Below are 12216 nucleotides of genomic sequence, written 5' to 3' on the forward strand. Positions count from 1 at the left end.
TTACTGGTTTTGCTTGGGCTTTTATTTACACCGGTTGTCAGCCACGCCCAACTACAACTGCCTCCGGCTAAGTTTAATTATTTAAACCAGTTAAATTCCGATTGGCTGATTTACCAGCCGCGGCAATCGCAGTTTGCCCTGTACATACCCGAGTATCACGGGCGGGTAGGGGCATTGTACCAGTGGGTAAGTATCCGGCCAGATAAACCTTTCCGGATAAATTTTGCCGCCAAAAAAGATTTATGCCTTTTCCTGGATAATAAATTGATTTTTACCGCTGATTCGGCGGCGGCCTATACCCTGGATTTGGCTGCAGCAGCAACGACAAAATCTAAAAAAGGTACTAACCAGTATTTGCTCTGCTTGTGGCACCCCACTGAGCAGCCCGATTATAATACTTTCCGGAACGAAGCTGACCTTAAACTGCCGCTCGTAGACTCGGCTAAGAAAGGCGCAACCATTCGGAATAAATACCGCAACAACCAAAGTTATAATGCTTTTATAATATTTCTGCTACTCATCGGGCTAATTTATGGCTGGCTCCGCACCAGTTACACTTCCGATTTTAGAAGTTTGTTTAGTATAAGTAATTTAATGCGGCATTCGGCTCTTGAAGAAGGCTTTTTGGCAAAGCCCATAAGTAGTTGGTCCAGTGTATTATTTGTGGTGGCTTTTGCTTTATCCTTTGCCCTGTTAATTGTGGCTATTCACACCAATATTCAGAACATTGTAATATTTAACCGGTTGTTTTCTGTTTCTGAGGCCGATGTAACTTCTAAAATATTATTCTATACCATATTTATTTTTGCTTTCGTATTATTCAAGTACCTGTTTTTAACCTTAATGGGATACATTTTTGATTTGACTTCCTTGGTTTCTTTACAATACCGCGAATTCTTCCGGACTTTGCTTTTTATGGGAATATTCCTGCCCCTGGTAATGGCATTGTATCTGGCCCTAAATACTGTTATGCCCCAATTGGTATTATTGGTGTCTACGCTGGCGGTATCAAGTATTCTGGTTATTACAGTTTTAAGAATATTTTATACGTTAAATAAAAAAGTCTCTCTTAGAAATCTACATTTGTTTTCGTACATTTGCGCCACAGAAATAATTCCGTTAATAATATTATTAAAGTTGATTGTATTTACTTACTAAAGGTCAAGTTCAGGAAAAATCTAACCTGATTTTAGTTCGATACATTTAGAATATGGCTGAAAATAAGAGCAAAGGGGCAAATCCCGAACGGCACACCAAAAGAATCACCAGCATCCTGGTTACGCAACCTAAACCCTTAAACGATAATTCGCCTTATTTAACCATTGCGGATAAATACGGGATAAAGGTTGATTTCCGGGAGTTTATTCAGGTTGACCCTGTGCCTTTTAAGGAATTCCGGAAAGATAAAATCAATATTCTGGAGCACACCGCCATTATTTTTACCAGCCGCAATGCGGTAGATCATTTTTTCCGGATTTGTGCTGAAAGCAAAATAGAAATGCCCGCCGAAATGAAATATTTTTGTATTTCAGAGCAAACCGCGCATTATTTGCAGAAATACATTGTATTGCGCAAACGTAAGCTTTTTACCGGCGAGAAAACTGCTACCGATTTATTTGATATTATTAAAAAACACAAAAACGAGAAATTCCTTTTCCCTTGCTCTAATATCCGGAAAAATGATATTCCGGATTTTATGCGGGATAACAACTTCCACTTTACCGAAGCCATTATTTACAAAACGGTACCTTCCGATTTATCGGACCTGGCCGAAGTGAAATATGACTGTCTGGCTTTCTTTAGCCCTTCTGGTATTCACTCCTTATTTATTAACTTCCCGGATTTTGTGCAGGGCAATACCCGTATTGCTGCCTTTGGTCCTACCACGGCCCAGGCCGTAATTGATGCCGGTTTAGAACTCGATATTGTGGCGCCAATGCCCAACGCTCCTTCTATGACCGGGGCCATTGAAATGTATATTCAAAAACATTTTGGAAAAAAATAATACCCTGCTTAGTTTTTTTTCGTACCGTTGTTGGTAAGTAAAAGATATTTCGCTAGTGTGTATGGATGAGAATATTGGTTACGATTTTAATTATATTTAAAAGCGTATACCAACTGCAGCGTTTATATCGTTACCAGTTAGTCTTGTTTATATACATATAGTTGTACATGAAGAACATTTTTTACGCTATAATTTTATATCTTTTATTTAGCAGTACAACAACCTGGGCACAACAGCTACCCCAATTTAGCCATTATGGCTTTAACGGCATGTTTATCAGTCCGGGCTATGCGGGTATTACGGGCCAGGCAGAATTAACAGGGTTATTCAGGTATCAATGGGCTGGTTACCAGGGTAGTTTTGATGATGGTGGCTCGCCCCGAACCGGATTATTTAGTTTGTCGTTGCCGGTGCACGCTTTGCGGGGTGGCGTTGGTTTGCACGTGGTGCAGGACCAGTTAGGCGCTACTAAAATGACCAATACGGCTATTTCTTATTCGCAACATTTTAAAATAAGAAACGGTACATTGGGTATAGGTATACAGGGAATTATGAACCGGATAAGTAAAGGACAATACCGGGCCAACGATCCCGGCGACCCACGGGTACCTTTTGACGATGCCGACCGTAAGTTTGATGCGGGTGTGGGAGTTTGGTACCAATCAGAAAAATTTTATTTTGGTGCCGGCGCAAGCAATCTTTTGCGGTCTAAATACGTTTTCCAGAATGTTGAACGAACAGAAACCGTAGGAACTTTAACCGCTGAAAATCATATTCATGTAACCGGTGGGTATAATTTAGAGGTGGCCGATGGTATTGTTTTAACACCAACAGCCATTGTTAAATACGACTTAAGTAACGTGTCATTTGAAGGGGGAGTGAGAGGTACATTAAATCAGAAGTTTTGGGTAGGTGCCGGTTATCGTTTACAGGAGGCAATAACGGCTATGGGTGGTGCTTATCTGTTAAATAATAATGCGTTGCGGTTAGGGTATGCATTAGACTTAGTCAATTTTGGGGTAGTAGCAAAAGCGCGCACTTCCCACGAAATTATGCTATCTTACATATTTCCGAAACCCGCCAATTTAACCCGGCCTCCGGTTAAAACACCACGGTACAGCTTTTAAAAGAAGTTAATAATACCCATTTAATTGGTATTTTCTTTTTAATAAAAACTGTAAATAGTTAGAGATCACCTAAATTTCTTTTATAAAGTTAAATTATTCAGAGATTAGTAGTATTGTTTTTAAAATAGTAATCTTTTATATTTGCTTATCTTTAAATAGTAATAAAATAGTCAAAAAGTTATCCTTGTAATAGATCATGAATAAGTTAATTAAATTGTTCTCTTTAGCGCTGGCGGTTGGTTATTTAAGTAGCTGCGGATTGCTCAATAGAGGTAACGAAGATACCGGCGACTTAATAGGAGTGCAAGACCGGCCGGAGTTTAATCCCCAGGAAGTGCCGGAAGGAATGGTGCCTTGTCCGGGAGGTACGTTCCACATGGGGCAGACCGATCAGGATATTGCTGCTTCCATGTCTAACCTGAACAAGCAGGTTACTATTCGGGGTTTTTACATGGATGAAACCGAAATTACAAACAACGAGTACCGCCAGTTTATGGATGCCATTAAGCAGGACTCTATGGATGTGCTTACCCCAGAGTATGTGATGACTGAGTTGTATCCGGATACTACTGTTTGGATGCGCGACTTTACCTATTCTATGGGTGACCCAATGATGGAATACTACTATACGCACCCGGCTTTCGACGAGTATCCGGTAGTAGGGGTAGACTGGTGGGCAGCCCGCTATTTTGCCGACTGGCGTACCAAACTGAAAACTTCTAAAAACCTGGAAAGAGAATATGCGGCCAGCCCGGCTTTCCGGTTACCGTCCGAAGCAGAATGGGAATACCCCGCCCGCGGTGGTCGTGATTTGGCTACTTACCCTTGGGGAGGTCCTTATACCCGTAATGCCAAAGGCTGTATGTTGGCTAACTTTAAACCAGGCCGTGGCGATTACTACAGCGATGGTTACAGCTATACGGCTCCGGTAGGTAAATATTTACCCAACGATTTTGGCTTATACGATATGGCTGGCAACGTAGCTGAGTGGTGCGAAGATGCTTATACCGAAGCCGCAGTGCCAATTGTATGGGATTTGAATCCAAGATACCGCGACGACAACGAACCACGTAAAGTTGTGCGCGGCGGCTCCTGGAAAGATATTGCATATTATATGGAAACCGGAACCCGGAACTTTGAATATCAGGATTCTGCGCGTTCTTATATAGGATTCCGTTGTGCAATGATTATGTTGGGTGATACCGAAAGTGGCCGCTAATAAAAAAAAATAAAAAAAAGTTAAATTGTATTTTTTTTATAAATGTAATTTTTCTTATTTTTATACCGCTAATTAAAAAACAACCAAAAAATCTAAAACAACAGTAAAACACAATGAGTACAGCAAAAGGTGGCCACTTCTTTTTTGATAAAGTAATGCCCAAAGTTTACGGTATAGGAGCCGCAGTAGTAATTATAGGTGCCCTCTTCAAAATCCTACACTGGAAAGGTGCAAATGAAATGTTAATGGTAGGGTTAGGAACAGAAGCCCTCATATTTTTCTTAAGTGCTTTCCAGCCTAATTCGCACGAAGTAGACTGGACGCGGGTTTACCCTGAGTTGGCCGATGACTATGATGGCCCGAAAAGAAAAGTTCCACAAATTGCTTCTGGTCCTTCTTTAACCGATGATTTAGACAAAATGCTGCGCGATGCCAATGTAACGCCTGCTACTATTGGCTCTTTAGGTCAGGGGTTAAACCGCTTAAGTGAAACAACTGCCCAAATGGCCGATTTAAGCAATGCTACAGTAGCTACCCAGGAGTATACAACTAAAGTAAAAGCAGCTGCTAACTCCCTGGAAAAAATCAACCAGGCTTATTCTACCACCGTGGAAGCAATCAGCCAGATGGCCGGTGCTACCGCCGATGCCCGTGAGTATCACGAACAAGTGCAAAATGTTACTAAAAATTTAGGTGCGCTGAACGCCGTTTACGAAATGGAATTGCAGGATGCCAACAACCACCTGAAATCGATGAATAAATTCTATGGCAGCTTAGCAGTAGCTATGGATAACCTGACGGATGCATCTAAAGATACCGAGCAATTTAAAAATGAAGTTGGTCGCTTAACGCAGAACTTACATTCCTTAAATACTGTTTACGGTAATATGCTAAATGCCATGCGTGCACCAGTGGCTTAAGCAATTCGTAGAATAAATATATCGTATAACATCATTTATTAAATAGTATATGGCTGGAGGAAAAGAAACCCCAAGGCAGAAGATGATTGGTATGATGTACCTGGTACTCACCGCACTTCTTGCGTTGCAGGTAAGCTCAGCAATCATCCTAAAATTCAAGTATCTCGACGATAGTTTAATGGCAGTTAACAACAAAACTGCCAGCGATCATACCAGTACCGTTAAAGGCATTGCCGATGCAGTAGCAAAAGGCGGTAACCGTGCTAATGACCAGCAGGTAGTTGCCGCTGCAAGCGATGTTCGCACTAAGACGTCGGAAATGATTAGCTATATTCATGGCTTACGCGAAATGCTGATTACTAAAAGCGGTGGCCGCGAAGGCGAAGGCTATAAAAATGCCGGTGAAGAAGAAGCAATTGCCGTTAACATGATTGGCGGTAAACGAAACGGAGCGGCTTATGAATTAGAGAAAAAGCTGAACGACTACGCAAACTACATCAGAAAGTACAACGAGAACGTTCCGGCTAAATTAGCATTGGGCGGTTCAGAAGACCCAACTGCCCGTCGTGATCCGGATCAGCGTAAAAAAGACTTTGCCCATTTAAACTTTGAGTCTACGCCGTTGGTTGCTGCTTTGGCAGTAATGGCGCAGAAAGAAACCGAAATTTTAAAGTACGAAGCCGATGCTTTGGCTAATCTGGCCAGCAAAGTAGGTGCCGACATCATTAAATTCGATAAGATTTTAGCTACTGCCAGTGCCGAGTCTAACACCGTAGCGGCTGGAACTAAATACCGCGCTGAAATGTTCTTAACGGCATTCTCTAACGCAATTTCGCCTAAAATGAGTTCTAGCGCCGGACCTGTAAAAGTAGTGAACGGTCGGGGAGTAATAGAATTTACTGCGGCTGCTGGTGGACCAAAAAACAAAGATGGTTTAATTGAGAAGCAGTGGAACGGTAAAATTGTATTAAACAGCAATGGCCGCGATACCACTTTTAACGTATCACAAAAATATTATGTAGTTGAGCCTGAAATGCAAATTCAATCAGCATCGGTACAAACATTATATTTTAGATGTGGTAACAGACTAAACGTACAGGTGCCTGCGTTAGGAGCTTTATATGACCCGGTATTTTCTGGTTCTGGTGCTTCTTTTACCAAAGGTAGCAAGAAAGGCGAAGTATTGGTTAACCCAACTAACCGTCAGGTTACTTTAAGTGTAAGCAGCGGCGGTGCTAAAATTGGTTCGCAAACTTTTACGGCCATTACACCACCTAAACCAGATGTAACTGTGTTGGTAAATGGCCGGCCAGTAGATCCATTGCAAGGCATTGCCGCAAGTTCTGCTCGTCAGGTTTCTATAAGAGTAACACCAGATCCGGAATTTGCCAGCCGGTTTAAAGAAGATGCCCGGTATTCAGCTACTGGTGGTAAAGTTACTTTAGGTAGAGGTCGGGATAAAATAGGCGAAGTGCCAATTTCAAATGGTTCGGCCAATATTGCTTCTTTAATAGGTAGAGCCCGGCCGGGAGATAGATTGGTAGTTGAGGTGAATGAAGTAGTTCGGTTGAACTACAAAAACGACGTCGAAGAAATACCAAATGCGGCTAAACCCGTAAGTGTACCATTAAATTAATTTTTAAGTTTTGTCATGAACAGAGTATATTTAATAGTTTTGTTGATTGCGGGTGCATCTGTTCAATCTATCGGGCAGACCAGAACCCAAGGTACTACCACCAATAGAGCAACACCCACCGCTACACAAACCCAACCGACAGCGCCTGCAGCACCAGCCAATACGGCTTATAGCGGAAGCCCTTCGGTACGACCTATACCGGAAAGCGATATAATGTACCGCCGGACGGTATGGCGGGTAGTTGATTTGCGGGAAAAGCAAAACCGCCCATTTTACTCTGTAAACCATGAGATTACAAAAGTTATAATGGATGCGGTAAAACGCGGTGAATTAACTGTTTATAAAGATGATTCTTTAAAGAAGCAAATGACACCGGAAGAATACCGTAAAACCATTGCTAAGCCCGGCGAGGAAATTGTAGAAACGGAAGAAGACAGAATTGCCCGGGAGGAATCTGCCAAGCAAGCTGCGCTAATTGAAGCTGCTAAAAGACGGCAAATGGGTAGTCGTTACGTAGCTCCTGCTCCAACCGAATCGTTTGCTGCTGCCGGACCAATTGAGTACAGTCCGCGCGATATCAAAAAGCTAGAGATTAAAGAAGAAGTAGTCTTTGATAAAAAGCGGTCGCGGATGTACTACGATATTCAGGCAATAACATTAAAAGTGCCTAATGCCGTAACAGGTTTTGACGATGTGATTGGTGCTTTTGCTTACAAAGATTTAGTAAAAGTATTCCGGAACCATCCGCAGGATGCGATTTATTATAACCCGCAAAATAACGCTAATCATTTAAACCTGGCCGATGCGTTTGATCTGCGGATGTTTGGTTCGTACATTAAAAAAGTATCTAACCCGAACGATGACGATCTGAAAACAATTCACGGTGGTTCGCAGCAAGCAATTTTAGCGTCACAAAGAGCGCTGGAAGAAATGATTGAGTTTGAATACAGCTTGTGGAGTTACTAAGCATAATTTAATAATAAGAAAGGGGCCGCAAGCCCCTTTTTTTATGCTTCATATTTTGTCTAGATATTTTAAGATAAATATAGCCTGCGCGTCAGTAGTTGTAGAGGCATAAAATTAACATACATGGGTTGCTAATATCTCGGGCCGCAATCTTAAGTTAGCAAATAATATTTTTAATTTATTCAAATTGTTGCCATAGGGTTGTCAGTGAAGAAATATTACTTTGCAGTGTAAATAAAACCTAAGACTATGGATGCAATAAAAATGTTTTTAAAGGAACTGGATCAGGAAGGTCAGACAACCCGTAAAATGCTGGAACGTGTACCCAACGATAAATACGATTGGCAACCGCATAAAAAAAGTATGACCATAAAAATGCTGGCCACGCATATTGCCGAACTACCTTCCTGGATTGCCATGGGGCTTACCACCGCTGAACTTGATTTTGCTACGGCACCTTATCAGCCCGAAGATATTAATACTACCACTGAACTATTAAATTTATTTGAAAGATCGATGGCGCTGGGTAAAGCCGAATTAGCGCAAGCGACCGAGGAACAACTGGAGTTGCCCTGGACCTTACGCAATGGCGACCAGATATACATGAAAATCACCAAAGGCGAAGTAGTAAGACATGCGTTAAGCCAAATAATACATCACCGGGCGCAATTAGGCGTTTATTTACGTTTATTAGATATTCCTATCCCGGGTAGTTATGGCCCCAGTGCCGATGAACAAGGGATGTAAGCTATTATATTGGCTGCAAAAAGTGCCCTTTAGCTAATTAACTAAACTATATATCAGCAATAAAAGCCTGTCGGCATAAAGTCGGCAGGCTTTTAAATTATAATTCAATTCACTTCACTTATTTACTAGGGAGTATTTACACAAGTTTAACTGGTTTGCCCTTTTTAGCAGCTTCGTAAATAGCCATCAGGTACTTAATATCCCGCAAGCCTTCTTCGCCCGGTGTTTTGGGTGCTTTATTTTCCAGAATGCATTCGGAGAGGTGATCAATTTCGGCGGCAAACTGGTTGCCTTCCTGAATTTTTACTTTTTGCGTGCCATCTTCCAGTTTTAATTCCAGGTTGTGTTCGTAATAGTCGGTGGCCGGATCCAGAATTAAGGAGCCTTTAGATCCAAAAGCCTGAAACCGCTTAACGCCATCGTAACCATAACTAGAACTGCAGTTGGCCAGTACACCGCTTGGGAATTTTAGCTGAAAGCTTACCGTTTCTTCTACTTCTTTAAAACGCGGGTCATTGGGCGCACTAAAAATCATTGCCGAGACCTCAGTCGGTTCTTCGCCGGTTAAATACCGGGCTGCTTGTAAACTATAAATACCAATATCCATCAAAGAGCCGCCACCGGCCAGCTTTTTATTTGCCCGCCATTTATCTTCGGGCTGTTCGGGTTTTAGTAAGCGGCCGTGGTCGGAGGTAATAAAGCGCAGTTGTCCAATTTTACCATTTTTAATCAGCTCTATCGACTTAAGATTAAAAGGTTCGTACTGGGCCCGGTAAGCTATCATTAATTTTTTGTTTGCCTTTTTACATGCCTCAATCATTTTCTGGCAATCTTCTATGCTGGTGGCCATAGGCTTTTCGCTCATAATGTGTTTGCCGGCCTGGGCACCCCTAATGGTATATTCGGCGTGCATGCTGTTGGGCAGTACAATGTAAATTACATCTACTTCCGGATTATCTTTTAAAGTATCGTAGTTCTGGTAATTGTAAATATTTTTGGAATCTACCCCGTTTTCGGCTGCAATTTTTTTGGCTTTCTCCGGCGAGCCGCTTACCAAAGCTACTAGCTTAGATTTTTTACAGACCGGGAAAGCCGGTATTAATTGTTCAGTAGCAAATTTGCCCAATCCTACCAACGCCCAACCTATTTTTTTTTCTTCCATAGTTGTATTTTTTACTTCGTCCATAGCGGTTGCTTCACTTACGGGAGCTAAGCCAGCCAAGGCTACGCCATAGCCCAGCTTTTTTAAGAAGCTACGTCGCGCTACATTCTCAAATCCGTTTTCCATACTATTTACCAGTTGTAATAAACCTGCCTGGTAAAAACCCTTAAGTAAAGTTATTGTTTATAAAACGTTTAGGAATAGCTGTAAATACAGACTAAAATAAAGCCAGAATAGATATTAGATAAGCTTACTTTACTAAACCAGATGCAGGAGAAATATTGGCAGATGCTTACCGGTAAGTAAATTAAATATGGGTTAAGCAAGAGCAGCTAAGCATAAATATAGCCGTAACAAAAGGAAACAAGCTGGTCTGGTTTATAAAAGAGGGGTGATGCTAAGTAAGCCTTAACGCTTTAGGTAAGCAGCGGAACTGGCTAAAAAATATTGGGGTTGGAATAAAAAAACCTTACCCGCCATCAGGCCAGTAAGGTTAATTTAAACAGGAAAGTTTATTTTAAAATATTATTCTACGCTTTTAAAGTAACTTACACTAGCATCAGCGGTAATCTGCACCAGGAAGTTTTCTTTTTCATTTTTTAGGTTCACAAAGTAAACCTCATCGGCACCTTTATATTTAATAATATCGCCCATTTGGTAACCCGGGTAATATTTAATTAACTTTTTGATAGCTTCCGGCGACAGTGATGTAATTTCTACTAATTGCGTAGTAGCTACGTGATCGTTATGGCGGTTATAGAAAGCCGTCATTACAATACCATTTTTGGTGAAAGTAGCTTTATTAAAGCGCGATGATGATGTCCAAACAACATTTTCAGCACCATCAAATTGATTACTAAACTTAGTTTTAACCGGAGAATTTCCTTTTGATTCTTTTCCTTCGTCAGAGCGGTTGTTGGCAAATGCACTTACTGATAATACCATCATCAGTAGCGCGGAGTAAAAACCTCTTTTCATTATTGTAACATTAATTTTCGTAACAAATGTACGCTAATGGTTATATATTAGTCAAGTAAACAAGTGGTTATTTGAATAATATTTAAAATAAATACATTTTATTTAAAATATAGCTAATTTAAATATTGTCTGTTAGAGCAGATGTTTTTTAAAATACGGTTTACTAGATATTTATCAATATTTTTCCGGAGTATTAAAAATATCTAAGTAAAAGTATGGTTTTGCTAAATATATTTAAATGTATTGACTTGATAAGGTAATACAATTTAAAAATTCATAAATGGGGAATGAGGGGTAAATAAGAGGAAGTTATTTGTTATAATAAATCGTTAAATTATTATAACTAAGAGTTATGAACAAGATTATAGCAGGATAAATAAGGTAAGGCAGTTTGGATTGGCAGTTATTTATTCAGGAGTTAGCCATGAAAGTTGGTCTGGTGCAAGTAAGTTACGCACGTTTGTCTTGGATTAAATAGCGACCAGGTTTTCTGAATAGCCATAAATGAAAGTATCCTGGTAAAGGTTTGATACAGTAACAATGTTTAGGGGAGGAGCGAGATAGTTTTAAAGAAAGCGGCAGGGAGTAGGCTGTATTGCAGAAACAGAATAAATATATTTTATAGCAAGAAGTGGCTAAGCTATTTATATTCCCTAAAAAGCGGTTTTCTGGAAAAAAATGATTAAATTAATATTTATTTCTTAAGCTAGATTTTTATGAAGTGGATATATGGCATTCAGCAAAAATATAAAACTGCTTCCATGTTTATGGTGGTGGTAATAACTATAATTGGTTGTAATTTATTAGAGAAAAAGTTTTTTGCCGATATAAATGAGTCGGTTTCTTCTATCTATAAAGACCGGCTAATACCTGCGGCAGAACTGTTTCATGCCAATGATATTATGTACAAAAAACGGCTTTTGCTGGAGAAGTTTTTAGCTAACCCAGCGCAGCAGCCAGTTGTTGCAGTTAAACAGCAATTGACCCAGCACAATGCCCAAATAGATTCTATTGTGCAGGCTTACGAGGCATCTTACCTGGTTGATGAAGAAAGTACCAGCTTACAGCATTTTAAAAAGCGGGTGCAGGAGTATAACAAACTAGAGGGCCAATATTTAGCCACTACCGGAGAATTATCGGCAGATGCTTATGAGAAGGGCTTATCGCCGATATTTAAGGAGATTCACCAGGATTTGGTACAGCTAAGCCAGATTCAGACCAGTGTAGGTAAAGATTTGCTAAACGGCTCCAGGCACCTTACCAACGGCGTAAACCTGCTAAGCTACCTGCAAATAGCTATTGTAGTGGTAATTCTGATAAGTGTAAATGCCTTGCTGCTGAGCACCCGTACGTTAATCCCGAAAAACTTAAAAAACTTTCGGCTCAATTAAATCCTGAGTAAAAGCAAAAAGCATCGGGCTGATATTTTATCTGCCCGATGCTTTTTTGTTAAAGG

At 40.6% G+C, this 12216-nt stretch carries 11 protein-coding genes; 9 read left to right on the top strand and 2 right to left on the bottom strand.

The genetic code is table 11. The features are described 5' to 3' along the window. Positions 1-9: 9 nt before the first annotated feature. The 8 genes from ACO1R6_RS09425 to ACO1R6_RS09460 all read left to right on the top strand — a co-directional run bounded on the left by ACO1R6_RS09425 (position 10) and on the right by ACO1R6_RS09460 (position 8620). Positions 10-1158: a DUF4271 domain-containing protein gene (locus ACO1R6_RS09425; protein WP_486264196.1), complete on the top strand. Its 1149-nt coding sequence runs from the start codon at positions 10-12 to the stop codon at positions 1156-1158. A 52-nt stretch (positions 1159-1210) separates the two neighbouring features. Further along, complete coding sequence (locus ACO1R6_RS09430) at positions 1211-2005, top strand: uroporphyrinogen-III synthase (RefSeq protein WP_486264198.1); 795 nt, start codon at positions 1211-1213, stop codon at positions 2003-2005. Between the two features lie 167 nt (positions 2006-2172). Beyond that, positions 2173-3132: a PorP/SprF family type IX secretion system membrane protein gene (locus tag ACO1R6_RS09435; protein WP_486264200.1), complete on the top strand. Its 960-nt coding sequence runs from the start codon at positions 2173-2175 to the stop codon at positions 3130-3132. A 196-nt stretch (positions 3133-3328) separates the two neighbouring features. Then, the gene (porK, locus tag ACO1R6_RS09440; protein ID WP_486264202.1) at positions 3329-4351 is read left to right on the top strand and encodes a T9SS ring complex lipoprotein PorK/GldK; all 1023 of its coding nucleotides are present in this window, start codon (positions 3329-3331) and stop codon (positions 4349-4351) included. Between the two features lie 113 nt (positions 4352-4464). Continuing rightward, positions 4465-5271 carry a type IX secretion system motor protein PorL/GldL gene (gene porL / locus ACO1R6_RS09445; protein ID WP_486264203.1) on the top strand — a complete coding sequence of 269 codons (807 nt, stop codon included), beginning with the start codon at positions 4465-4467 and terminating at the stop codon, positions 5269-5271. Between the two features lie 49 nt (positions 5272-5320). Next, on the top strand, positions 5321-6907 hold the full coding sequence (porM, locus tag ACO1R6_RS09450; protein WP_486264204.1) for a type IX secretion system motor protein PorM/GldM: 1587 nt from the start codon (positions 5321-5323) through the stop codon (positions 6905-6907). A 15-nt stretch (positions 6908-6922) separates the two neighbouring features. After that, the gene (porN, locus tag ACO1R6_RS09455; RefSeq protein WP_486264206.1) at positions 6923-7873 is read left to right on the top strand and encodes a type IX secretion system ring subunit PorN/GldN; all 951 of its coding nucleotides are present in this window, start codon (positions 6923-6925) and stop codon (positions 7871-7873) included. A gap of 249 nt (positions 7874-8122) precedes the next feature. Continuing rightward, positions 8123-8620, top strand: a complete 498-nt coding sequence (locus tag ACO1R6_RS09460) for a DinB family protein (RefSeq protein WP_486264207.1) — start codon at positions 8123-8125, stop codon at positions 8618-8620. Between the two features lie 136 nt (positions 8621-8756). On the opposite strand, the gene ACO1R6_RS09465 is transcribed toward ACO1R6_RS09460, so the two are convergent. After that, positions 8757-9908: a Gfo/Idh/MocA family protein gene (locus ACO1R6_RS09465; RefSeq protein ID WP_486264209.1), complete on the bottom strand. Its 1152-nt coding sequence runs from the start codon at positions 9906-9908 to the stop codon at positions 8757-8759. Positions 9909-10307: 399 nt separating this feature from the next. Continuing rightward, positions 10308-10760, bottom strand: a complete 453-nt coding sequence (locus tag ACO1R6_RS09470; RefSeq protein ID WP_486264211.1) for a hypothetical protein — start codon at positions 10758-10760, stop codon at positions 10308-10310. Between the two features lie 716 nt (positions 10761-11476). Here ACO1R6_RS09470 and ACO1R6_RS09475 point away from each other — a divergent pair. After that, positions 11477-12151, top strand: a complete 675-nt coding sequence (locus ACO1R6_RS09475; RefSeq protein ID WP_486264212.1) for an MCP four helix bundle domain-containing protein — start codon at positions 11477-11479, stop codon at positions 12149-12151. Positions 12152-12216 lie beyond the last annotated feature (65 nt).

Source organism: Adhaeribacter sp., from assembly GCF_057359045.1.